The following is a 23,108-nucleotide window of genomic DNA, read 5'->3' on the forward strand; positions in this document are numbered from 1 at the left end:
GCTACTGAACAGCGATACTAGACGGTGATACTAAGCAGTGAAGCTGAGATTCTCAGATGTCGTTTACTTATTGAGAGATGTAATTAGCAGATGAATTCAAATCTAGCAGAATTAGTGCAAGACAAGGCGGCTTTGCCATCAAAAACTCCAATTCTAGATCGGATTAAAGCGCCTGAAGATCTCCGGGTATTGAGTAAGGATGATTTAAAGCAGCTTTGCGACGAGTTGCGTTACGATCTTGTGCAAGCGGTAAGTGAGGTTGGTGGGCATTTTGCATCAAGTCTTGGTGTTGTAGAATTAACTGTCGCGCTACATACCGTTTTTAACACTCCACATGATCGCATTGTTTGGGATGTTGGTCATCAAGCCTATATTCATAAGATCTTAACTGAAAGGCGCGAGGCAATTCGTCGTGTGCGTCAGTTTGGTGGAATTTCGGGTTTTCCTAAGCGATCGGAAAGTGAGTATGATACTTTCGGTGTTGCGCACGCGGGAACAAGTATTTCAGCGGCAACAGGCATGCTCGAAGCATGTTTCCACGATTACCCGGGGTCAGAATCGCGTTTTGTTGTGGCAGTTATTGGCGATGGCGCTTTGACCGCAGGGATGGCTTTTGAAGCACTGAATCATGCCGGTCAGCTGCACAAAAAATTAATTGTAATTCTCAATGATAATGAAATGTCGATTGCGCCGAATGTCGGAGCGCTAAACTGGGCATTTTCTAAAGCAATCACCAGTGGCTTTACGAATACGGCCCGTAAACATTTCAAATCACTGCATGACAAGGGCTATATTCCCCACACTTTCTATCGCGTGATTGATAAAGCTGAAGAGGCGGCGCAGGGATTTTTCTCAACACCAGCTATGCTCTTTAGTTCATTTGGGTTTCGTTACATTGGCCCTGTGGATGGTCATAATCTCGAGCAAGTAATTGATGCTTTAGAGCGGGCTAAAACTCAAGACGGGCCTGTGCTGATTCATGCGATTACGGAAAAGGGCAAAGGGTATGCACCGGCTGAAGCGGATCCTGTGAAATATCACGGCGTAACTCCTTTTCGACCGGACAGTGGAAGTTTTGTTGCCAACGGTAAACCCAAGGCGCCGTCTTATACAGAAATTTTCGGTAAAACTTTAGTTGAGATTTGTAAGAGCGACCCTCGGGTGGTAGGCATTACGGCAGCCATGCCTGATGGCACAGGACTGACTTATTTACAAAACGAGCTGCCCGATCGCTATTATGACGTCGGGATTGCCGAGCAACATGCTGTAACTTTTGCTGCAGGACTTGCTTGTGAGGGAATGCGGCCGGTTTGTGCGATCTACTCGACATTTCTCCAGCGTGCTTACGACCAGGTCGTGCATGATGTTTGCATTCAGTCACTACCAGTGATTTTTGCGATGGACCGTGGCGGTTTAGTTGGCGCTGATGGGCCAACGCATCACGGTGTTTTTGATATTGGTTATTTGCGCTTGCTGCCAAATATGACGGTGATGGCGCCAAAGGATGAAGTTGAATTGCGCGACATGCTCTATACGGCTGTGCAGCATACGACTGGTCCAATTGCATTTAGATACCCACGCGCAAATGGGCTTGGACTTGATATTTCTCAGCCGCCAAAATTAATTGAAATCGGCAAAGGCCAAATTACTGTTCAGCCGCAAGGCAAAAAAAGTGAGCTCTTGTTAATCGGCTATGGGCTAACTGTAGGTCTTGCAGAAAAAGCTGCCGCAGAGCTTGCGGGGAAATATGATATTCCAGTCACTGTAATCAATGCCCGGTTTGTAAAACCGCTTGATCAGGAACTATTTCGCGAGGAGCTGAGCAAGCATTCTTTAGCAATCAGTATCGAGGATCATGCAGTTCAAGGTGGCTTTGGTAGCGCTCTTTTGGAATTTATGGCTGATGAAGGTCTGAGTTCAACTTGTCGCTTAGTGCGCTTAGGTATTGAAGACTTTTTCGTTGAGCACGGCTCACAGGCTGAACTTTATAAGCTCTGTAATTTCGATGCCGCAGCAATTCTCGATCGTGCGCTAAGCGAATTGAGAATTGAAAAACAGGCTTGCGAGAAGGCCTTGTCTGGAATACTTTAAACTATTCTTTTTCCGCTCTTTCTCATTTTCTTACGAGTAAGCTTTGATCAGCTGTTTCCTTTGCATTTGTAAAAATGCTCGGAGACAGCGGGGTATTTAGAAAGGTTTTTTATTTCCCAAAAAAGTAGTTCTTAGAGTTATCTGAGTGCTTAGGCTTGAACATGAACTTAACCTTTTCCTTCACCTTGAAGATTAAGGATTAGGATAAGTTCATGTTCAAGCCTAAGCAAAAAATTTACTAAGACAATTCCAAGAACCGCTTTCGCGGGAAATACGCCCATGGAGGGCACAATCAATATGGCAAAAAAACCTAGCAAGGAGTCCGACTTCGCTCAGAAACAAGGAAGTCTGCGAGGAATCGCAATCGTAGAGCATCGAGATTCAGCTAAGAAGCTGATTCAAGCCTTTGAAAATCCCGACAAGAGAACTTTTCATGTCGGGCTCGGCCTAATCCAAAAGATTGTCGAGTGCCTGCTAAACGCTCCAAGCGACGAAAGCAAGCATCACCCCTGGAAAAACCAGGTTCCTGAGGGGCATTGGTCTGAACCAGGGAAACGCGGCATTCATGGTGAACTCTGGCCGACGATCGATTGTGGTAATGGATGCACGGTCATCTTGAAACCAGCGGTCGTCGGAACCGAAAGATCGCCAACGCTCCGCGTGGAGATCGCATTCAGCGAAACCACAGCTTGGCGCGTCAAAAAAGACGCGTTGCTTTGGTTGCACTACTCTGGCTACGACAGTCAAGCGTTGTTCGTTATTTTTGGTGAGAACCCAGAGTGCACGCTAACGCTACCCATTCTCGCAAAGCAACTTGGGATTACGGAACTCCACGAACCCGGTCGCTATCCGCCAGGTGATCCGCCCGGAGAGGACCGTGCTCATACCCTTGGCTGGACAGGCGAAATTCGCGTCCCGGCCAATGCTTGAGACCTAAGGTCTGACGCTTGCCTCTTAAAGGAGAAACAATACCCCGCTTGTCTCTCCTTTAAATTTCAAAAAATTAATGTAATTACTGCTGACAATTAGCTGGCGCGCAACATTTCCAGGCCACACGGACAACGTAAACATACCCAGTCATATGCATACCATTCTCATTCACTTCACAATATGAAGTTTTGACATGCTGTTTAAATACAGCTGCATCTTTAACTGCTTGGCCGCTAGTGCAATAAGCTATCGCATTTGGATCTAATCTAGCAAAAACTTGCTGAGCATAAGATTCTATATAACTCAAATTACGTTGGATACTCTTCTTGCATGCCGCAGCATCACGAGTATCGACAGTAAAAACGCCTGAGATGATTTGATTTTGAAAATCATTATTATCCCGAGGAATGCCGACATAAACTTGATCATCAGAGATCGGAATCCACTTTGTGCCATCAAAATATACGTATAGGCCTTTTCCGCTACATACCTCCAGAGCAACCGCTGGCTTTGCAAAAGGCAAACAGCAACAAAAAATTACTAGGAGTTGTTGAATCAATCTGCGTGTATTAAAAATCGCGTAGAACATTTGAGTACCTCTAGATCAAGCTATTAATAGCTACCTGAATTTTGAGTTGAACATGCTTGAGGATTCGCTGTGCAGCAGTAGCAGGAAGTCTGGCTAATCTTCGCTGAATGCACGAGCAAGTTTTGGCAAAATTCCGAATCTTTGGTTGCTGATATTTTTTCAGGCAATTTAGTTTCAATACAACCCTCATAGCGGGGCGTAGCTGCTAACTTATGGTAGTCGTAATCGATTTTCAAATTTTGTCGGGCTTTATCAATCAGTATTGTAGGACGTTTAGCATACAGCGCGCAAACATCTCTATAACCAAAGCGTTCAACGTATCGGCCAGTTGCTTGCAAGACCTCAGCACGTGGTTTCTCAGTGCTGCTACATGGCGGACAACTCTCTTGAGCGAAGATTGCTGATGGAAATAAAATGAATGCGCTGATGAATATTTTTTTAAGGTTAAACACTGCCTTTACCTCTCTAACAGATATATCGTAGGGCACAATATGATCGGTTTACCAGAAAAAATCGCGTTAATCTAGCCTAGTTTTTGATTTATTATTCAATACGCGCCCTAGTACTTTTCTGAGCCATTCAATACCCCGCTTGTCTCTCCTTTAATACTTGCCAGCGATATTTAGTTTCACTCCATCAAAGCCTTTGCCACGAAAGAAGTAAAATTCACTGATCTTCGTATTTGAATAGTAGGAGCGGAAAGCAGGCTCTATTCTAGTTACCGCCCGGAAGTGTTTACTAATTTCCGGGGCAACGCTCGGACTTCGCAGCACGAGAAATAAATCCTTGCCCTTTAACTCTGCAAAACCACCCCAGATATCAAACTGGTTCATGCGCCGATCGTTAAAATTGCCTACGACGATCGGCAAATCAGTCTTCGTATAAAATGAAAGCGCCGAAGCCACATCGTAATTCTCTGTCAAAATCCCTGAAAGCTTTCCTTGCTCGGCACTATTTCGCAGCATCAACTTTACAGCTTGCTCTCCCAGCGAATTCCAACCAATAAGTTTTTTCATCGGCAATTTATCGCCTGAAATACCCAGGGTAAATCCACTTAGTAGGAAAATGACTCCAACCAGAATAATAAAATTCAAGCCAATTGCTGGCGCTAAATAGTTTTTAATCGGCCGAATCTCTTCCGGATTAGTGCGATGCAAATAAGCAAAAAGCATAACCCAAGTTAGATAAAATGGTGCTGGCCAATTGGCATAAATTGGCTTGGTAAAAGAAAGCGCCAAGCAAAGTCCACCAAGAATCAGACAGGGTGCTAAAAAATAAAGTACTACATAGTCGCCCGATCGCCAGCGTCGATAAGCTTTAACAATTGAGACTAGAATTAAGAAAAATAAAATTGGGCCAATCAAGCCAAGCTGACCGCCAATTAGTTCAGCAAAAAACTTCGGGCGAAATAATAAGCCCTTCTGCGAAACCAAGTGTCCTGAATTATGCAAAAACGTGACCCAACCGTGTTGAGAATTCCAATATAGAATTGGCGCAAGTATCAGAAAGATTATAGCCAAGCCTGCCAGGAAACTTTTTGACCGCAGCGCTCCGCGATAAGGCTTAGAAACAAACGCTAGTAAAAGTAGTGAAACGGGTAAAACTAGAATTGTAAATTTAAATAATGCTCCGATTCCACAAAAAACCCCAAATAATAGCCAGGCTGACTTTTTCCCCGTCAAGGCATCGAACCCAGAAGCTAACGCCAACATATAGCAAGCAAGCATCGCAGGGTCTGTTGTCATTAAGACTCCCAAAAAAGAGAAAAAAAGCATGCTACGGATACAGAGAAAGGACCCTAAGGCGAATGACGGGTTGGTTAGTCTGGCGATTGGAAAGAAAATTGCCAGTGATAAAAGTAAATTCGAAGCCCATGCACCAAAACGCACGCCAAACTCAGTGTCCCCAAAGAGTAGCGTCGTATAGTTAATTAAAATCGCAACGCCTGGTCCCTTACTGTAATAACTCAGGTCTGGGCGTTTCGACCAATCCCAGTAATGCGCTTCGTCCGGAGCTAAATTCCACGAGGTAAAATAAATAAAGGCTAACTGCGCTAAGCTATAGACAGTGAGCATTAAAAAAAACGCCCAATAGACGTAGCGATAGTTCTTGTAAGTATTTTGCTCTGTGGCAATTAAGTGCTGATTACTTGGTCCTGTTCCGATCGACTGCCCGTAATTACTGGAGTGTATCGCTTTCAATTGATAACAAAAACATCCACGCGGCGGTTCAACTGACGTCCTACGTCGGCTTCATTTGAAGCCAATGGACGCCGTGCCCCTTGAGACTCAACAAAAATACGATCTAAAGCCACGCCCTGTGCAGCCAGAAAAGCAGCGACTGAGCGCGCCCGTGCTTCAGCAATTTTATCATTTTCATCAACCGTGCTTGCGTTATCGCTGTGGCCAACAACCTGAATCTTACGAGCACGCGGGTTACGCTTGTAAAGATCAGCAAATTTCTGAAGATCGTCCGCAGACCCAGATCGTAGGGCAGCACTCTTATCATCAAAAAATACGCGCGCGCTATATTGTGGAATGCCTGCGCCCTTGACGCGGCCATCGAGAGAATCTTGAAGATTTTGTAATTGACGTTGGTTTTCTAAAACGCGAATGCGCATTTCGTCGAGTTCCGCTTGTTGATCGAGATCCGTCGATTCAGCAAGATCGAGCCCCGCTCCAGTAATCAAGCCATCTGCTGCGCCAAAGCCTGCGCCGATTGCAGCACCTGGTCCGGTTGCTCCAACTTGATGCCCAACAACAGCTCCTGCCCCTGCGCCCCAGCTTGCGCCAAGAATTGCCCCGGCAACACTCTTATCTGGTCCCGGAGTCGGATGACAACTAGCCACGATTAAACAAAAAAGGACGCAATATATTTTTCGCATAAATATCCCTTACAAATCTCTCGATAACCTATAAAACTACTTGATATAATGTAACAGCCTGCTCCACAAGCTAAAAATACCTGGGGGTTGTTTAGCTTGTTTTTTAGTATGAAATTCTCAAAATACGAGTTTCTAGTAGCCTTAAATCCAATAAACTCGAATTTAGTTTATTGATGGGACAGCCGATAGTTTTCTCATGAGTATTAAGCAGCAAAAAGGATTCACCCTAGTAGAATTGATGGTCTCGGTTGCCTCAATGGGCATACTTGCAGCTGTGTGCGTGCCGCATATCAATGACTATGTCGTAAAAGTTAGAAATGCTGAAGTGGTTTCCAATCTACGTAACGTCATTGTCTCTCAAGAAGCTTTTTGGTCAATGCAAAATCGCTATGGCACTGAAGCGGAATTGATAGAGAGTGCAGGTCTGACAAAAAATGATCATATTAATTTTGTTTTTCCACCGATACTAACTGAAGCCGAAGGGCCAGATGGGCCGCTCCCAGTTGATCCATTAGATGTTCAGCTAGCAAACTACACGATTAAAGCTGTCCACGGAAAAGCTACCTTTGATAATTATGGCACAGGACGTAATCAATATCACTGCTATGCTTATGGTTCTTGCCGTAACGAAATCATGAGCTTAAGTCCATTGACTTTCTACCCCTGCCCAGCAGGAACTCCTGCATCGTCTGAGGGCTCATGTCCTGATTTAGCAGAAGTAGTGGAACTTGGCGATATGCCGATGTGAATGTAATTTACGAAACGTTCCAGAGAAACTCTGATTAAGTCCGAGGTTCTCTAGGTTTTAATATCGAACAAATTCCGTAACCAGGGCACTGAAAAATCATCCTTAGCTAGCACCTCATTGGACCAATTTCACAGCAGTAACCAAATGTCCGCTACTAAGTGGCTGCAACAACTGCACTGTTCGCCCATGCGGGTCTACTACGGTCGTAAACCCCGTATTAGTTACGCGCAGCATAAATCGCCTGGTTTCAATCGCACGAAATTGCGCCAGTAACTGGTGCTGCAGCGAAGCAATGCTTGGGTCGTACCAAGCATCATTTGTAAAATTGACTAAGAGATTTGCCCCTGCCGCAACTGTTTTTCTACTATAGCTTGACACAATGTCTTCGTAACAAATCAGTGCGCCAATTTGTAATTCTTTGCCCTGTAAGACAATCCTAATTGGGCGGGAAGATTCGCCGCGATCAAAATTACCACTGAGCGGGCTGAGTTTTCTGACAGTTGGGTAGTAATCAGCAAACGGTAAATATTCCCCAAAAGGCATCAAGCCCTGCTTGTAATAATTGCCGACAACAACGCCCTGGGAATTACGCGCTAGAACAGCATTATAACTCGCAAACTTAATTTCCTTCTCCAGGTCAGCTGGAAAAGGAATCTGGGACATACTTTTTTTCTGCTCAATCTCTGCTGTCGTCCGTTCACGATAGGACAATGTTCCATAAATCAAAGGAACTTCTGCCTCGGGATAAACATCGAACTTAGTATTTTTGAGAATCAACTCGGAACTTGGCACAAAAGTTAAGTCGCTGGATTCTGGCCAAAACAATACTTCTGCTCCAGCCTGGACGGCCTCAGCTGACAAGCTCTGATAGCGTGCTAGATTTTCTTCACGTTTCGAGGCGTCATTCACGGTAAAAGCATCAATATTTGCTTGAACCAAGCCAACTTTAACTTCAGGAGCTTTGTCGATTAAAGCTTGAACCGCCTGCGAGCGCATCCCTCCAAGGGCAAGTAAGCCAAAGAAAAAGCCAAAGGTTAAGGCCAGTCCCCGACTACTTTCCGCTTCATTCCTGCGGAGCGAAACCAACCGTGAAGCAACAAAAATCATCACAGCACTTAAAAGTTCAAGTGGCACGAACTCAACGAGTGAAACAAAAGGAGTAAAAATTATTTGCGTGTGCGCAAATGTCCAGGGGAACATCCGCCATGAAGTTACTTCAGCAAGAAAATACGCAGCGCCAAGCAGTATGCCCCAAAATAGGGAGCTTCGCGCTAAAAGATAGCGATAAATAATTCCTGCGCCAAGATAAGGCAAAGCCGAAACCAGACAATAGAGAGTAAAAAGTAGCGCCCCGATTGCATCGGGAAATCCGCCAAAATTAACTAAGGTTCTAGTCAACCAGTGCATGCCCAGGGCATGCGTGCAAACACCAAAGAGAAAAAATCCCCAAAGCGATAAATTACTACGCACCGCAAAGCAAAAGGTAATCACGGCCGCCCAGCCCAGGAACATGCTGTAGGCTGTCTCAGGCATGTGGAACGCTGAAGCGGTTAATAGTGCGGCAAGGATGTAGGGAAAAAGTTTCATGTGAGCGTTAGGATATTAATACACTTTCATATAGACTCATCAGACGTTTTAATAAAACATGTCATCTTGAGCGAAAGCTTGAACGAACGCAGTACGTTCAAGCTGCAGTCGAAAGATCTCTAACTTATTTATTTGGAGATCTTTCGACTGCGTTTTGAATTCGTTACCACTCATTCAAAACTTCGCTCAAGATGACATGTTTTATCGTAACAGTAAGTATATTTCCGTGAAAATTCTTTTGTTGTAGGCATCTAGATTCGGCAACCGAGACACTTAAAATGGCGAAGTATAGCGTGCTCGCGATCCAAGCTTAGCTTCAATCCAAAGTAGGCGGTTATACTTTTCAACGCGTTCTCCGCGGCACATTGAACCTGTCTTGATTTGCCCTGCATTTGTGGCCACAGCTAAATCAGCTATTGTCGTATCTCCGGTCTCACCAGATCTGTGCGAAATCACAGAAGTAAAACCTGCCTCACTGGCCATGGCAATCGCATCAAGAGTCTCTGTCAGAGTCCCAATCTGGTTAAGCTTGATTAGAATTGAATTTGCCGCCTGCTCTTCAATCCCACGGCGCAGACGTTCTGTATTCGTAACAAATAAATCATCCCCAACGAGCTGCATTTTTGCTCCAAGATGCTTAGTCAAGGTTTTCCATCCATCCCAATCATTTTCTGAAACGCCGTCTTCGATACTGACAATTGGATATTTTGTCGCCCAAGTCGCATAAAGCTCAACTAAATCAGCAGCCGAGTAGCTTTTAGGGTCACCTGACTTTTCAAACTTATAAGTAAATCCTTGAGCGCTCTCCTTGACGAGCTCACTTGAAGCAACATCGAGAGCAAGTGAAATTTGTTGACCAGGCTGATAGCCCGCGCGTTCAATTGCACGCATTAAATATTCAAACGCCTGCTCTTGAGACTCAAGTCGTGGAGCATAACCACCCTCATCCCCTACTGCAGTCTCAAAACCATCATCCTTAAGTAGTGAGCCGAGTTTTTTAAAAACTTCAGCTGCCATGCGCATCGCCTCGGAGAAAGTCTTAGCTCCGTGAGGGACAATCATAAATTCTTGAATATCCAAGCTGTTATTTGCATGTGCCCCGCCGTTAATCACATTCACAAGCGGCACTGGCAAGGTCAAAGCACTAGATCCCCCGAGATGTTCATAAAGGTCCATTTTACGTGAAGCCGCCACCGCATGGGCAATTGCTAAACTTGTACCCAGAATTGCATTAGCGCCTAGGCGCTGCTTATTGGCCGTACCATCAAGAGCCAACATGGCCTTGTCAACTGCGCGTTGATCGCTCAGATCCGCACCAGAAAGAGTCTGGGCGATTTCCGTCACGACATTTCTTACAGCCTGCTGTACGCCCTTACCGCCAAAGGCTTTGTCCTTAGTGTCACGTAATTCAATTGCCTCAAATTGCCCGGTCGAAGCGCCAGAAGGAACGCTTGCCGACCCAACGGCACCATCGGTTAAAGTTGCGCGCACTGCGACGGTTGGGTTTCCACGCGAATCAATCACCTGCAAAGCTTCGAGTTTAGACAATTGAGATTTCATGTTGTTTATTAACTTCCCTGGCTGAGATTAATAAATTTGGCTATAGTCATGGGAGGTCTGCGGCTAAACGTAGTTTAGAACAGACCCATGAGGGCATAAACTATACTATGCTATATAAAAAATAACAAAACCCGTTGTTCCATGAGAAAGCTGCGTATTTATATCTTGATTCTGACAACCTGTGGGTTAATTTTCTTTACAGTCTTTGGCAAACGCGGCGTGCTTGAATACTTGAGTCTCAAGTCAGAATTAACTGCCCTAGAACATGAGTCCAGTCGCATTGATAAAGAAACTTTTCAAGCAAAAAAAAGCATCAACGATCTCAAGACCGACCAGCTGGCACTAGAGGCCGAAGCACGTAAACGCCTCGGCTTGGGCCGCCCCGATGAAATTATTTACGTGCTTCCTCGCAATCCAGTGCAACCGAAAGACTCCACTCAAAATTAAAAGATTCACAATGAAACGCAAAGCACCTCGCATCAATCGTACCAAGCCCGACGATCTATCGAAAATTTTAAGCCAAACACTCAAACGCAAAAATTTAGACCATAAATTAAAGCAGTATGCATTTTTCCAGGATTGGAGCGAGATTCTCGGGGAAAAATTAGGAAAAGTTACCAAACCAGAGAAAATACTGTATGGTCGCCTTTTAGTTGTGCAGGTAAGTAATACTGCATTACTTCAGGAGCTTGCCTTGAAAAAACAAGAAATTCTAGCGCTTGTTCGGGCGCATCGAGATGCTCCTGTCGTTGAAGATATACGCTTTGTACTGCGTGGGCCGCTCAGGGAGAAGAGTGGCAAATAAAGCGCAACGCCCAAGGGGATAAGGTTTGCAATGAGCATCGAAATTTTAAAAGATTTACAACAGCGCGGCCTGATTCAAGACATTGCCGCTGCAGAAGAATTAAGCAAGCTCTTTAGTTCAGGTTCTGTAACTTACTACTGTGGGTTCGATCCCACTGCAGATAGCTTGCATGTCGGTAGCTTATTGCCACTAGTAATGATGAAACGCCTGGCTCAAGCCGGCCACAAGCCGATTGGCATTATCGGCACCGCAACTGGTATGATTGGCGACCCTTCAGGCAAACAAGCCGAGCGGGTCTTAATGACTGCAGATGAAATCCAAAAAAATGCTGCAGGCATTGAAGCTCAAGTTAAAAGCATTGTCGGGCCGCAAGTTAATACCGTGTGTAACGGTGACTGGTGCTCCAAACTAAGCATGCTTGAGTTTTTACGTGATGTGGGCAAACATTTTTCTGTCAATATGATGCTCGGTAAAGATTCTGTGGCCAAACGGCTGGATGATCGTGAGCAAGGAATTTCATACACAGAATTCAGCTACATGTTACTGCAGGCATACGACTTCTACGTGCTGAACGAAAAATACAATTGCAGTCTGCAAATCGGTGGCTCTGATCAATGGGGAAATATCACTGCGGGCATGGACTTCATTCGTAGAAAGTCGGGCAAGCAAGCTTACGGCATGACATTTCCGCTCTTAACTACTGCCTCAGGTGCAAAATTTGGCAAGACCGAAGCAGGCAACGTCTGGCTCTCCAGTAAACGGACTTCGCCCTATAAATTCTACCAGTTTTGGCTGAACACTGCGGATCAAGACATCAAACGTTATTTAAATTTCTTCTCGCTAAAGTCCACTGCTGAAATTGAAAAACTCTGTAGCGGGCCTGTCGAAGCACGCCTAGCACAAAAAGCCTTGGCTGAAGAATTAACAATCCTTGTGCATGGGGCCAGCGCTTTAACTCGGGCGCAACATGCTTCGAGCATTCTCTTTGGTGAGCCGCTTGAGGGAGTCGACCCAGAGCTACTAGAGGAGATTTTCAGTGACGTGCCTTCGGCTTCAATTGCCAAATCAGCCATTCACGGAGATGGTATTGGGATTGTCGATCTAATGACACAGGCTGGCGCAACAAGTTCCAAAGGCGAAGCACGGCGCCTTGTCGAAGGCGGCGGAATTATGATCAACAACAATAAAGTATCGGGCATCGATCAAAAGATACAGTTTCAAGAATTTATCGGTGGGAAACTTGCCTTAATTCGCATCGGGAAAAAACGCTACCATCTCGTGCGCGTAGAAGAACGATAATAGGTCCAAACTTGAATCCTTTTGAGCTAAATTTCACGTTTCAAGGTAAAGTAAAAAATTGGATTTGGCAGCTTTTCAGGCCAAGCATTAAATCTGTACTTGGATTTAATCAGCTCAGTAAATTGTATGCTGCAGTCCCTGCAGGCCTGAGCGTTGATTCCTTTCTTGAAACAATCATCAAAGTTTTTAAGATCAAAATCGACATTTCCGAGGAAGACTTAGCACGCATCCCTAAGTCTGGCCCACTTGTCGTGATCTCCAATCACCCGTTTGGCGGCATTGAGGGGGCAATTCTTGGTCATGTACTGCGAAAAGTCAGGCCTGATACTAAATTTATGGCAACCTTCATTCTCGGTAAAATTCCTGAATTAAGGGACTTTTTTATCCTCGTTGATAATTTCGGCAGTCGCCAAGCACTGAAGAAAAACTTAAAGCCGTTGCGTGAGAGCATGGACCATCTAGCCCAAGGGGGCGTGCTCGGAGTGTTTCCTTCCGGAGAAGTTTCACATGCGACTTGGAGCAATTTTGAGGTCGTTGACCCTGTCTGGAGTAACACAATTGGGCGGATTGTGCGCAAAGCACACGTTCCGGTGTTACCGATTTTTGTGGTTGGTAAGAATCGTTTATTTTTCCAAATCGCAGGCTTAATTCATAAGCGCTTGCGGACGATCCTGCTGCCGCGGGAACTCCTGAACACCAGAAACAAAACGATTAAATTACTGATTGGCGGAATAATTCCGGTGCAAAAGCTAAATAGCTTCGAATCAGATCAAGCCGTCACTGATTATTTACGCTTGCGCTCCTATATCCTCAAAGGCAAGTTAAACCATGAGTTGAAGCACAAGCATACTGACACTAGAACTCTCAGTCCGGTTGTCGACGAAACTCCGCAACATTTACAAATTCATGATTTGGAAAATCTTCCCGAAGACCAGCTACTCCTAGCCAATGCAGATCATGACGTATACTTTGCCCGTGCCAAGCAAATCCCGAACATCCTTAGAGAGATTGGCAGATTGAGAGAAATTACCTTTCGCGAGGTGCATGAAGCTACTGGCAACAGTATCGATCTTTCTGTGCATGACGAATATTACTTACATATCTTCATCTGGAATCGCGCCGGTCAGGAAATAGTTGGTGCGTATCGGATGGGAAAAACTGATTCCATTCGCAGACATCTTGGCCATAAGGGGCTCTACACTAGTACTCTTTTTGCCTACAATGACCGTCTCTTAGATCAAATTGGACCTGCACTTGAAATGGGTCGGAGCTTTATTCAACAGAAGTACCAGCGTAGTTATTCGCCGCTGCTACTGCTTTGGCAAGGTATCGGACGCTATGTCGCGTTAAACCCGCGCTATAAGTGCCTCTTTGGTGTTGTCAGTATCAACAATGACTACGACACTCTTTCCCGCAAATTCATCGTAAATTTCTTGAAAGCCAGTAACTATTTGCCGGAGTATGCTAAGTTGTTAAAAGCACGAAACCCGATGAAAGTTGACAATCGTAAGGGTCTTGGGACAGCCTCGGTAGTAACAAGCATTGAAGATGTAGACTCAATTGTTGAAGAAATCGAGCATGATGGCAAACGCATCCCAGTTTTATTAAGGCAGTATTTAAAACTAGGCGGTAAGTTGCTGGGTTTTAATGTTGACCCTGAATTTGGTAATGCTTTAGATGGGTTAATCCTTGTAGATTTAACGAAGACCGACCGGAAATTGCTCGATCGTTATCTTGGCAAAGACGGTGCTCAGGCGTTTTTAAGTTACCATTTCCAGAATCACCCAACTGACAAAGTAGAAACCCCAAAAGAAGAGGAGATATTGTAAAGATTTAGCTCTATTTTGCCGACAATATCTTTAACTGTAAGCATTATGTCAGACCTCTCTGAATCAGCCCTGAAATGTCTCTCCGGACATGGTCCCTTGGGGATTGTTTTGTCTGGTGGGGGCTCAAGAGCTGCTTATCAAGTTGGAGTTTTAAAGGCTCTGGCACAAAATCTAGAAGAGTCTCGCGGCGATATTTCAGTAATTATCGGAGCAAGTATTGGCTCAGTAAATGGCGTACTTTTTGGTGGATTGCTGCAGACGATGAAACCTGCTGAAGCAGTGAAGGTTCTCGAGGCGGTGTGGATTGAAAGAACTTTCAGAAATACTTTTCGCGGCCGACCGAGTAATGCTTTTTTTCGCGCGATTAAAGTCGCTTTCTTGAAATATTCCTCTCCGACTCCAGACATGACGAGCGCTTTTATTTTCGATCCGGCCCCTTTAATGGAGCGCATTGATGGAATTCTCGATGAGCAGGGCGGGCTAACTTTAACAGATCGGCCGACTACTCTTCACGCTGTTGGCGTGATGACAACTGTCGAGGGTAGTAAGCGTAAGCCCTTGCTTATCGCTACCGCTAAGCAAGCATTGACGGCGAATGATTTGCAGGGCGCGATTTACGATATTCGTTACGTTCCAAAGCTTGGAGCAAAGCATGCTTTAGCCAGTGCGGCGTTACCGTCGGTGTTACCTCCGGTTGAGCTCGACATTGAAGAGAGCAATGTGCGCCTCGTCGATGGTGGTATTTCAGAGAACATTCCGGTTGATCCAGCAGTGCGCTTTGGTTGTGAGCGCATTATTTCAATTGATATTTCTGGGCGGACGTGGTGGCACGACCGCTATGGTCGCTCGCACGACACGCGTGAGGACTGGGAAGTTGATCCGATTAACGAAAGTTTTTGTTTACGTCCGCCGTTAACATTTACAGCAAGAAACGTTGAAGGGCTTGGAAAAACTCTGCGAGCTGCGGTAGCTGGCTCAGCGAGTGATTTTATTTCTGCGCTTGGGCCGACTTGGCCGATTTACCGTATTCTTAAATCCAAGCTGGGGGAAGAATTAGCATACGAAGTAATGTCATATGTTGCCTTGCACCCCGACTACACCAGGGCTTTAATTGAAAAGGGTTATAAAGACACGCTTTCTAGGATTGAAGAATTAAATCAATTTAGTCCCAAGCAAAAGCTAGAGACTAGTCCTGAGCTTGGTTAGTAATCCGTTTGGAAACTACCCAAAGAAAGTCTACCGTTTTCTTTGGTCCAACCTTTCTTTTTCGCAAAAGAAAGGTTGGCGATGGGTGGATTCGAACCACCGACATCGGAATTATGAGTTCCGCGCTCTAACCAACTGAGCTACATCGCCGTGAGATGTTAACGAAGATGCACGATTAGACTTTGATGGTGCTAATTGTGACTTGAGACGAGCTATTCTTGATTTGATACAATTTTCCGCTAGGAAGTTCAAGACATGACAACTTATTGCCAAAAACAAGGCCTGTATCGATGCCGATTTTATAAGGTTGGTGCAGTAAGACTTCGCGGTGGGGGGTATGGCCGAAGACGACCAGGGCTTTAAAGTTATGGATATTGGCGATGAATTCATCGCGGATCCAAAAGACGTCGCCATCATTTTGTAGATTAATTTCGCGGAAAGGGTTTAAGCCGGCATGGACGGTAATGTAGCCTGGGAAGGTGATGATGCTATCGAGGTTATATAAAAAATTGCGATGTTCCTCGGGTAGTTTGGCGGCCATTTCTTCGGCGTTGTCGAAGACTGAAATTCCGTAGCTTTGAATTGTTTCCAAGCCGCCGTTATGTAGGAAGGCCTGGCCTAAGCGTCCGCCGAAGCCGAAAAAATCGAGCATCATGTCTTCATGGTTACCTTTCAAGAAGCGCGTTGCGGGGTAGCGTTTTTTAAAATCGATCATTAAATCGATGACAGCTTTTGAATTGGGACCACGGTCGATATAGTCGCCGAGGAAAATTACTGCATCGTCTTGAGATAGTCCTTCTTGGTTTACGAGGTAGTTGAGCATGACGGCTGGTTCATCTGGGCAGCCGTGCAGGTCCCCGATGACGAAATAGCGCTTTGCAGTGATTTGTTCTAATTTAGAAGCCACAAAAAATATCCGGGTAGACTATACCTTACATCTATTTCCTTAAGAAGGCTTCAATTAACATCGGACTTAAAAGTTGCGCAATCTCAATACTGGAAATCGATTTTCCTGTTTCATTTAATACAGTTGAATTGGTGCCGGGTTCAAGGCCGCAGAGTGAAATATCTTGAAATGGCGACAAATCAGCTGTTAAATTAAGTGAAAAGCCGTGGTCACTAATGCCATTTTTGACTTTAATGCCGACGGCGCCAATTTTCTTTGAATTGAGCCAAAGCCCAGCGTGTTTCTGGGATAAATTAATTTCTGGGTTGATTTCGTAGTGTCTTAAGCACTCGGCGATTGAACTTAGGCCCAGAGTGACAAATTTTCGTACAGAAATCGACCGCCGCAGTAAAACACTCGGGTAAACAACAAGTTGTCCTGGTCCATGAAATGTTAATTCACCGCCACGCTGAGTATGATAAATTTTGTGTTGTGCATGATGGTTTGCACTAAGAGTAGAGCGTATGCCAGCGGTAATTAGATTGGGATGTTCGCAAAAAAGTATTGCGGCAGAGAGTCTTTGTTCGCGAACGGCTTGGCGGTGGCGGGCTTGAATTAAGCGTCCGGAGCTATATGCCAGTGCTGGACAAAAGAGGGTTTCGATATTTTTTATTTTAGTCTGCTGAAGTGGGCCTGAATTAGTTAGAGATTGCACAGTGGATTTCAGTTAATTGAATTTTAGTTAATTAATTTAGCAACTCGTTCCCAGCGAACAGAGCCGTAACGTGAGCCAGCGTTCCAGGACCAATAGATAATAAAAGCCTTACCTTCGATATCTTCTAGTGCGACTGGGCCAAAATAGCGACTATCTTTGCTATTCATGCGATTATCTCCGAGGACAAAGTATTGATTGTCCTGAAGCGTGACTGGCCCATAGTTACCGTGGTGCAGCTCCGAGATATTTGGATCGGTAGAGACGATGACCTGCTCGAGATCGCTAAAGACACCGTTAATGTATGCTTGAAAATTTTTTATTTCGATGGTTTCACCAGGGAGTCCGATGATTCGCTTAATAAAATGTTCATTTGCATTATTGCCTTGCACGAGTTCTTCGAAGCCTGGGCGCACATCAAAAACCACCACATCGTTTCGCTGCGGTTTACGACTAGGCGTTAATCCAACAAAAAATTTCGGCAAATTTGCGCCATAAAAAAATTTATCGACAAGGATGTAGTCGCCAACTTTTAGCGTTGGAAGCATTGATTCGGAGGGGATTTTAAACGATTGGAAAACAAAAATTCTGAAGAGCACGACAAGTGCGATAGTTAGGGCCAATAACATCAACCAGCCACTAAAACTTAAAAATGGCTCATGGCGTGCAGCATTTAGGTGGCGCTTCTGCAATTCTTCTAAGCTTAAGCGTTCTTGCGGGTGAATGCGTTTGAGGGTCATGACTCGTTTAGTGAATTACTTATCGATTTTAAGCACAGCCAAGAAAGCCTCCTGCGGGATACGCACCGAGCCGACTTGTTTCATGCGCTTCTTACCTTCTTTCTGTTTCTCTAAAAGTTTGCGTTTGCGGGTAATATCTCCCCCATAGCACTTAGCTAAGACGTTCTTACGCAGTGCTTTAACGTTACTACGGGCAATGACTTTATTGCCGATTGCTGCTTGAATTGGAATTTCAAACATTTGCCGTTCAATCAAATCTTTCATGCGTTCGACTAACTCACGTCCGCGATAAATCGAATTATCGCGATGTAAAATAATACTTAAGGCATCTACGTTCTCGCCATTAACTTTGAGATCCAGCTTCACTAGATCTGACTCTTCATAATCCGAAAACTCGTAATCAAATGAAGCATAGCCTTTAGTTGAGCTTTTGAGCTTATCATAAAAATCAAGCACAACTTCATTGAGGGGTAAATAATAGACAATCTTGGCTTGGCCCCCCGGGAGGAACTCCAGTGATTTTTGCCGCCCACGCTTATCTTCACAAAGCGTTAGGACTGCGCCAAGAAATTCTTGCTTAACGTGAACTGTTCCGAGGATAATTGGCTCAAAAATCTTGTCAATATTTGTCAAGTTGGGAAACTTCGCTGGATTATCAACCGTAATCGTCGAACCATCTGAGAGCTGAATGCGATAAACTACCGTAGGCGCAGTGGTGATAATATTTAAATTAAATTCGCGCTCGAGTCGCTCTTGCACAATTTCCATATGCAAGAGTCCAAGATAACCGACGCGAAAGCCAAATCCCAAAGCCGAAGAGGTTTCTGGTTCAAAGGCAATCGCTGAGTCATTGAGCTGAAGTTTTTCCAGTGAATCGCGCAGCACGTTAAAATCAGCGTCGTCTGTCGGATATAATCCAGAAAAAACAAAGGGCTTAACAACTTGAAATCCCGGGAGAGCCTGAGTTGTGGGGTTTGAGACCGCTGTAATTGTATCACCAATTTTTGCATCACGAATATTTTTAATACTCGCCACGACAAACCCTACCTCACCTGCAATTAATTCCGCTACTGCCTTTGGCCAAGGGGCGAAAACTCCAAGCTCATCGACTTCATACTGTGCACCGGTCTGCATAAATTTGATTTTACTACCGACCCTGATCGCTCCGTCAAAGACACGGACTTGGACAATTACACCACGGTAGTTATCAAACCAGGAATCAAAAAGTAAGGCCTTGAGTGGCGCGTTTACGTCGCCAACCGGAGGAGGAATAATCTTCACGATACTTTCCATTAAGGCTTCAATGCCCAGTCCCGTTTTCGCACTTACCGGAACGGCAATCTCAGCATCTAGACCTACAACTTCGCGAATTTGCAATTTAGTCAGCTCAATGTCTGCTTGCGGGAGATCGATTTTATTAATTACAGGAAGAATTTCAACGTCATTGGCAATCGCAGTATAGCAGTTAGCCATAGTCTGAGCCTGCACTCCTTGAGCTGCGTCCAAAACAAGCAAGGCGCCGTCACAGGCAGCAAGGCTGCGTGACACTTCGTAATGAAAGTCGACGTGACCAGGAGTGTCAATCAAGTTTAATTGATAGAGATTCCCATCTTGAGCTTTATAAGCGAGACTCACCGAACGTGATTTAATCGTAATGCCTCTTTCGCGTTCAATATCCATATCATCAAGGAGTTGTTCTTGCTTTTCACGAGCAGACACAGCTCCCGTAATATCGAGAATGCGATCAGCTAAGGTCGACTTACCATGGTCGATATGAGCAATAATTGAAAAATTACGGATAAAACGTTGATCAGAAACAAACATTATGAAAACTTCTTAGGGTTTCGAGTAGTCCACGGTCGAGTGTTACCGTTTGAGACCAACCGAGTTGAGATTTAATTCTTGAATGATCGATTACACTACGGCGTTGTTCACCTAGCATTGCAGGTCCGTGAAGGATTTCGGACTTAGGTTGCGTAGAAAAAATATCACTAAAAGCCTTAACTAAGCTGGCGGTAATTTGATTAACAGATGTTTCGATACCAGTGCCAACATTAAAGACAGCAAACTTTTCGCCCGTTTGCCGATGCAGGGCTAATAAATTAGCTTTGACTACATCTGCCACATAAACGAAATCTCGAGTCTGTTCACCGTCACCATTGACGATTAATTGCTTCTGCTCGAGTAATTTTCCACAAAAGATTGCAACGACTCCGGCCTCACCTTTTGCATTTTGGCGTGGGCCGTAGACGTTTGCATAACGTAACGCGGTAGCCTGAATATTACTTTGCCGTGTGTAGTATTCCAGGAAAAGTTCCCCGGCACGCTTACTTACACCGTAAGGACACTCTGCACGCGAGGGATGACTTTCAGAGGCTGGGAAAATTTCCTGCTCCCCATAGATCGCTCCACCCGTAGAAGCAAAAATGAAGTTACGCACCGCTGCTTGTTTTGCTGCTTCAAGTAGTCGCACCGTGCCTTCAACGTTAACAGAGACATCATATGCTGGATTTTCTACACTTAAACGCACGCTAGCTTGAGCGGCGTGGTGAAAAACTGCAGCAGGTTTGAAATTCAATATTGCTTGAAAAGCTTCGTCACTGCGGATGTCAGCTTTGACAAGTTCGACATTGCCTGTCGCTAAAGCAGTCGCTAGATTTTTCTCCGTGCCAGTCTGCAGCGTGTCAATTACAAGCACTTTCATTCCGGCTTGAGCCAGAGCATCAACTAGGTGCGAGCCAATAAAACCCGCGCCGCCAGTAACTAGAGCGCGCTCCATTATTGCTCACCCCGCTTAAGTCGAGCTTCGAAGTCTTTTATCGTGCGCATTAGTCCGTCCTCAAGCTTAACGCTCGGTTGCCAATTTAACCTTTCCTTGGCGCGCGTAATATCAGGCTTGCGACGCGTTGGATCATCTGTCGGAAGCGGCAAGTATTTAAAGCTGGATTTGGAAGCAGTAAGTTTAACCACTAACTCTGCGAGTTCCTTGACTGTCATTTCACGGGGATTGCCTAAGTTAATTGGACCGATTTCATTTTCAGAGTCCATCATCGCCACTAACCCACTTACCAGGTCATCAACATAGCAAAATGATCTAGTTTGACTGCCATCGCCGTATAAAGTGATCGGTTCACCGCGCAAAGCTTGAACGATGAAGTTCGAAACAACTCTCCCATCATTAAAGAGCATGCGTGGTCCGTATGTATTAAAAATGCGCACGATGTGGACTGGGATTTTATGCTGACGATGGTAATCCATGGTCAATGTTTCAGCAACGCGCTTACCTTCATCATAACAACTGCGTGGCCCAATTGGATTAACATTCCCCCAATATGATTCTTCTTGGGGATTAATTTGAGGATCGCCATAAACCTCAGACGTTGAGGCTAGTAAAAATCTAGCGTGAACTCGCTTAGCCAAACCAAGCATGTTGATTGTGCCGATCACATTGGTTTTTACGGTTTTCACCGGATTAGACTGATAGTGCACAGGCGAAGCAGGACAGGCAAGGTGGTAGACTTGATCAACCTCAATCAGAATTGGCTCCACAATGTCGTGGCGCACGAGTTCAAAATTTGAATTCTGGAGATGCTGTGCGATGTTTTCCTTACGGCCCGTGTGGAAATTATCTAGACAAATAACTTCGTCACCACGTGCCAAAAGTGTCTCAACTAAATGTGACCCAATAAAGCCCGCCCCACCAGTTATCAAAATCCGCGACATAATTAACCTCGCATTACGCTCTACCCGTTGTCAAAAGTTTTTACGGTTAACGAAACTTTCGTCAACAGGTATTCATTTATTTTGCCCAGTAAAATCAGTTTACTGGACGGTTAGACTGAGTGCCTAAACTACAGAATATTTCGGCACTCAGTCTAAATACCAACAGGGACGCGTCCCATCGAGTAGTATGTAAATCCAAGCTTTTGCATTTCTGCAGGCTCATAAATATTACGGCCGTCAAAAATCAACGGAGCTTTAAGTAAAGATTTAACTTTATCAAAATTCGGCCGACGAAATTCGTTCCATTCCGTGACAACCACTAGCGCATCAGCGCCCTCAAGCGCTGCGTAATTATCACTGGCAAAAGTTACAGTTAGCCCGATTGCGTCAAAAAGAGTTTTGGCTACTCCCATCGCCTCTGGATCATACACAGAAACTGTAGCGCCCATCTTGATCAGTTCTTGGGCAATCGTAATACTTGGTGCTTCGCGCATATCGTCTGTGCGCGGCTTAAAGGCTAAGCCCCAAAGTGCAAATTTCTTACCTTTTAGCGTTGCCCCACCGAAATGCGCCGCTACTTTTTGAGACATGCGGCTTTTCTGAGCTGTGTTAACTTGATCTACAGCATTCACTATCTCCATCTCGATTGCGTTTTCTTCGCCAACCTTAATCAAGGCTTTAACGTCCTTAGGAAAGCATGACCCGCCGTAGCCAACACCTGGGAATAAGAAGCTCGAACCAATCCGGCTGTCTGTGCCTACGCCTCGGCGCACAGCATCCACATCGGCACCAACTTTTTCACAGAGGTTAGCGATTTCATTCATGAAGGTAACACGGGTTGCCAGCATCGCGTTAGAAGCATATTTTGTTAATTCGGCACTGCGCACGTCCATCACTAGAATTGGCTTACCAGTGCGGACAAAAGGAGCATAGAGGTCTCTCATCCGCTCAGCTGCCTCGGGACGCGAGGCGCCAATCACCACGCGATCGGGCTTCATAAAATCTTCAATTGCAGCGCCCTCTTTTAAAAACTCAGGATTAGACACAACATCAAAGCTAAACTGCGTGTGTTTTTTGATCTCTTGGCTAACTTTATCGGCTGTGCCGACTGGGACTGTAGATTTATTAACAATGATTTTATAGCCGTTCATTGCCTTGCCAATACTTTCGGCAACGCCAAGCACATAACGCAGGTCGGCCGAGCCGTCTTGATCTTCGGGTGTTCCCACCGCGATAAAGATTATTTCTGAATTTTGTACCGACGTTTTTAGGTCTGTCGTAAAAGTTAAGCGTTTGTGTTCAATGTTATTTTCAACGATTTCCTTTAATCCAGGTTCATAGATCGGAATTTCGCCGCGATTGAGCATGTCAATCTTACGTTGATCAATATCAACGCAACAAACATCATTCCCATTTTCAGCAAAACACGCGCCAGCTACTAACCCAACATAGCCACTTCCAATGACTGCAATATTCATAGTTTCCTATATCCCTGTATACATTCCCTTGCGCTCACACT

The 23,108-nt window shown here is 45.0% G+C and carries 21 protein-coding genes and 1 tRNA gene; 8 read left to right on the forward strand and 14 right to left on the reverse strand.

Going from position 1 to position 23,108, the window contains the following annotated elements; all coding sequences use genetic code 11:
- The first annotated feature begins 90 nt into the window (after positions 1 to 90).
- Positions 91 to 2,091, forward strand: a complete 2,001-nt coding sequence (locus tag JNK13_00305; GenBank protein MBL7661169.1) for a 1-deoxy-D-xylulose-5-phosphate synthase — start codon at positions 91 to 93, stop codon at positions 2,089 to 2,091.
- Positions 2,092 to 2,388: 297 nt separating this feature from the next.
- Complete coding sequence (locus JNK13_00310; GenBank protein MBL7661170.1) at positions 2,389 to 3,021, forward strand: hypothetical protein; 633 nt, start codon at positions 2,389 to 2,391, stop codon at positions 3,019 to 3,021.
- A gap of 82 nt (positions 3,022 to 3,103) precedes the next feature.
- Here the strand turns inward: JNK13_00310 and JNK13_00315 are convergent, their stop codons facing one another.
- The 4 genes from JNK13_00315 to JNK13_00330 all read right to left on the reverse strand — a co-directional run bounded on the left by JNK13_00315 (position 3,104) and on the right by JNK13_00330 (position 6,494).
- On the reverse strand, positions 3,104 to 3,610 hold the full coding sequence (locus tag JNK13_00315; GenBank protein MBL7661171.1) for a hypothetical protein: 507 nt from the start codon (positions 3,608 to 3,610) through the stop codon (positions 3,104 to 3,106).
- A 23-nt stretch (positions 3,611 to 3,633) separates the two neighbouring features.
- Positions 3,634 to 4,062: a hypothetical protein gene (locus JNK13_00320; protein ID MBL7661172.1), complete on the reverse strand. Its 429-nt coding sequence runs from the start codon at positions 4,060 to 4,062 to the stop codon at positions 3,634 to 3,636.
- A gap of 150 nt (positions 4,063 to 4,212) precedes the next feature.
- Positions 4,213 to 5,811 (reverse strand): glycosyltransferase family 39 protein, encoded by a 1,599-nt coding sequence (locus JNK13_00325; protein ID MBL7661173.1) that lies wholly within the window; start codon positions 5,809 to 5,811, stop codon positions 4,213 to 4,215.
- On the reverse strand, positions 5,808 to 6,494 hold the full coding sequence (locus tag JNK13_00330) for an OmpA family protein (protein MBL7661174.1): 687 nt from the start codon (positions 6,492 to 6,494) through the stop codon (positions 5,808 to 5,810). The genes JNK13_00325 and JNK13_00330 overlap by 4 nt, the downstream gene beginning before the upstream one ends.
- Before the next feature lie 196 nt (positions 6,495 to 6,690).
- Between JNK13_00330 and JNK13_00335 the strand changes: the two genes are divergently transcribed.
- Positions 6,691 to 7,242: a prepilin-type N-terminal cleavage/methylation domain-containing protein gene (locus JNK13_00335; GenBank protein ID MBL7661175.1), complete on the forward strand. Its 552-nt coding sequence runs from the start codon at positions 6,691 to 6,693 to the stop codon at positions 7,240 to 7,242.
- 114 nt (positions 7,243 to 7,356) lie between these two features.
- Here the strand turns inward: JNK13_00335 and lnt are convergent, their stop codons facing one another.
- Together lnt and eno are read right to left on the reverse strand one after the other, a co-directional pair.
- Positions 7,357 to 8,829 (reverse strand): apolipoprotein N-acyltransferase, encoded by a 1,473-nt coding sequence (gene lnt, locus JNK13_00340; GenBank protein MBL7661176.1) that lies wholly within the window; start codon positions 8,827 to 8,829, stop codon positions 7,357 to 7,359.
- Between the two features lie 273 nt (positions 8,830 to 9,102).
- Positions 9,103 to 10,389: a phosphopyruvate hydratase gene (eno, locus tag JNK13_00345; GenBank protein MBL7661177.1), complete on the reverse strand. Its 1,287-nt coding sequence runs from the start codon at positions 10,387 to 10,389 to the stop codon at positions 9,103 to 9,105.
- A 141-nt stretch (positions 10,390 to 10,530) separates the two neighbouring features.
- On the opposite strand from eno, the gene JNK13_00350 reads away from it, so the two are divergent.
- From JNK13_00350 to JNK13_00370, 5 genes are read left to right on the forward strand one after another with little or no spacing between them, the layout of a single operon-like run.
- The gene (locus JNK13_00350; GenBank protein MBL7661178.1) at positions 10,531 to 10,836 is read left to right on the forward strand and encodes a septum formation initiator family protein; all 306 of its coding nucleotides are present in this window, start codon (positions 10,531 to 10,533) and stop codon (positions 10,834 to 10,836) included.
- A gap of 10 nt (positions 10,837 to 10,846) precedes the next feature.
- The gene (locus JNK13_00355) at positions 10,847 to 11,194 is read left to right on the forward strand and encodes a DUF721 domain-containing protein (GenBank protein ID MBL7661179.1); all 348 of its coding nucleotides are present in this window, start codon (positions 10,847 to 10,849) and stop codon (positions 11,192 to 11,194) included.
- A gap of 30 nt (positions 11,195 to 11,224) precedes the next feature.
- Positions 11,225 to 12,493 carry a tyrosine--tRNA ligase gene (locus tag JNK13_00360; protein MBL7661180.1) on the forward strand — a complete coding sequence of 423 codons (1,269 nt, stop codon included), beginning with the start codon at positions 11,225 to 11,227 and terminating at the stop codon, positions 12,491 to 12,493.
- Positions 12,494 to 12,504: 11 nt separating this feature from the next.
- Positions 12,505 to 14,322: a lysophospholipid acyltransferase family protein gene (locus JNK13_00365; protein ID MBL7661181.1), complete on the forward strand. Its 1,818-nt coding sequence runs from the start codon at positions 12,505 to 12,507 to the stop codon at positions 14,320 to 14,322.
- Positions 14,323 to 14,367: 45 nt separating this feature from the next.
- Positions 14,368 to 15,528: a patatin-like phospholipase family protein gene (locus tag JNK13_00370; GenBank protein ID MBL7661182.1), complete on the forward strand. Its 1,161-nt coding sequence runs from the start codon at positions 14,368 to 14,370 to the stop codon at positions 15,526 to 15,528.
- A gap of 76 nt (positions 15,529 to 15,604) precedes the next feature.
- Here the strand turns inward: JNK13_00370 and JNK13_00375 are convergent.
- From JNK13_00375 to JNK13_00410, 8 genes are all read right to left on the reverse strand, one after another.
- Positions 15,605 to 15,678 (reverse strand) — tRNA-Met (locus JNK13_00375).
- A 25-nt stretch (positions 15,679 to 15,703) separates the two neighbouring features.
- Positions 15,704 to 16,435, reverse strand: a complete 732-nt coding sequence (locus JNK13_00380; GenBank protein MBL7661183.1) for a serine/threonine protein phosphatase — start codon at positions 16,433 to 16,435, stop codon at positions 15,704 to 15,706.
- Positions 16,436 to 16,466: 31 nt separating this feature from the next.
- Positions 16,467 to 17,129, reverse strand: coding sequence for a lipoyl(octanoyl) transferase LipB (lipB, locus tag JNK13_00385; GenBank protein ID MBL7661184.1), 663 nt, complete (start codon positions 17,127 to 17,129; stop codon positions 16,467 to 16,469).
- 23 nt (positions 17,130 to 17,152) lie between these two features.
- Positions 17,153 to 17,755: a signal peptidase I gene (gene lepB, locus JNK13_00390; GenBank protein MBL7661185.1), complete on the reverse strand. Its 603-nt coding sequence runs from the start codon at positions 17,753 to 17,755 to the stop codon at positions 17,153 to 17,155.
- A gap of 126 nt (positions 17,756 to 17,881) precedes the next feature.
- Positions 17,882 to 19,690 carry an elongation factor 4 gene (gene lepA, locus JNK13_00395; protein ID MBL7661186.1) on the reverse strand — a complete coding sequence of 603 codons (1,809 nt, stop codon included), beginning with the start codon at positions 19,688 to 19,690 and terminating at the stop codon, positions 17,882 to 17,884.
- Positions 19,677 to 20,645, reverse strand: a complete 969-nt coding sequence (locus JNK13_00400) for an SDR family NAD(P)-dependent oxidoreductase (protein ID MBL7661187.1) — start codon at positions 20,643 to 20,645, stop codon at positions 19,677 to 19,679. Before JNK13_00400 ends, lepA begins: the two co-directional genes overlap by 14 nt.
- Positions 20,645 to 21,589: an SDR family oxidoreductase gene (locus tag JNK13_00405; protein MBL7661188.1), complete on the reverse strand. Its 945-nt coding sequence runs from the start codon at positions 21,587 to 21,589 to the stop codon at positions 20,645 to 20,647. Before JNK13_00405 ends, JNK13_00400 begins: the two co-directional genes overlap by 1 nt.
- A 152-nt stretch (positions 21,590 to 21,741) precedes the next feature.
- Positions 21,742 to 23,067, reverse strand: a complete 1,326-nt coding sequence (locus JNK13_00410; GenBank protein MBL7661189.1) for a UDP-glucose/GDP-mannose dehydrogenase family protein — start codon at positions 23,065 to 23,067, stop codon at positions 21,742 to 21,744.
- Between the last annotated feature and the right edge of the window lie 41 nt (positions 23,068 to 23,108).

The sequence above is a fragment of the bacterium genome, assembly GCA_016786595.1.
In the GTDB taxonomy this organism is placed as follows: domain Bacteria; phylum Bdellovibrionota_C; class UBA2361; order SZUA-149; family JAEUWB01; genus JAEUWB01.

What these genes read in the sequence shown, in the direction of transcription:
- JNK13_00305 (MBL7661169.1), top strand. Translation starts at nt 91, where the DNA reads ATGAATTCAAATCTAGCAGAATTAGTGCAAGACAAGGCGGCTTTGCCA.
- JNK13_00310 (MBL7661170.1), top strand. Translation starts at nt 2,389, where the DNA reads ATGGCAAAAAAACCTAGCAAGGAGTCCGACTTCGCTCAGAAACAAGGA.
- JNK13_00315 (MBL7661171.1), bottom strand. Translation starts at nt 3,610, where the DNA reads ATGTTCTACGCGATTTTTAATACACGCAGATTGATTCAACAACTCCTA.
- JNK13_00330 (MBL7661174.1), bottom strand. Translation starts at nt 6,494, where the DNA reads ATGCGAAAAATATATTGCGTCCTTTTTTGTTTAATCGTGGCTAGTTGT.
- JNK13_00335 (MBL7661175.1), top strand. Translation starts at nt 6,691, where the DNA reads ATGAGTATTAAGCAGCAAAAAGGATTCACCCTAGTAGAATTGATGGTC.
- lnt (MBL7661176.1), bottom strand. Translation starts at nt 8,829, where the DNA reads ATGAAACTTTTTCCCTACATCCTTGCCGCACTATTAACCGCTTCAGCG.
- eno (MBL7661177.1), bottom strand. Translation starts at nt 10,389, where the DNA reads ATGAAATCTCAATTGTCTAAACTCGAAGCTTTGCAGGTGATTGATTCG.
- JNK13_00350 (MBL7661178.1), top strand. Translation starts at nt 10,531, where the DNA reads ATGAGAAAGCTGCGTATTTATATCTTGATTCTGACAACCTGTGGGTTA.
- JNK13_00355 (MBL7661179.1), top strand. Translation starts at nt 10,847, where the DNA reads ATGAAACGCAAAGCACCTCGCATCAATCGTACCAAGCCCGACGATCTA.
- JNK13_00360 (MBL7661180.1), top strand. Translation starts at nt 11,225, where the DNA reads ATGAGCATCGAAATTTTAAAAGATTTACAACAGCGCGGCCTGATTCAA.
- JNK13_00370 (MBL7661182.1), top strand. Translation starts at nt 14,368, where the DNA reads ATGTCAGACCTCTCTGAATCAGCCCTGAAATGTCTCTCCGGACATGGT.
- lepB (MBL7661185.1), bottom strand. Translation starts at nt 17,755, where the DNA reads ATGTTATTGGCCCTAACTATCGCACTTGTCGTGCTCTTCAGAATTTTT.
- lepA (MBL7661186.1), bottom strand. Translation starts at nt 19,690, where the DNA reads ATGTTTGTTTCTGATCAACGTTTTATCCGTAATTTTTCAATTATTGCT.
- JNK13_00400 (MBL7661187.1), bottom strand. Translation starts at nt 20,645, where the DNA reads ATGGAGCGCGCTCTAGTTACTGGCGGCGCGGGTTTTATTGGCTCGCAC.
- JNK13_00405 (MBL7661188.1), bottom strand. Translation starts at nt 21,589, where the DNA reads ATGTCGCGGATTTTGATAACTGGTGGGGCGGGCTTTATTGGGTCACAT.
- JNK13_00410 (MBL7661189.1), bottom strand. Translation starts at nt 23,067, where the DNA reads ATGAATATTGCAGTCATTGGAAGTGGCTATGTTGGGTTAGTAGCTGGC.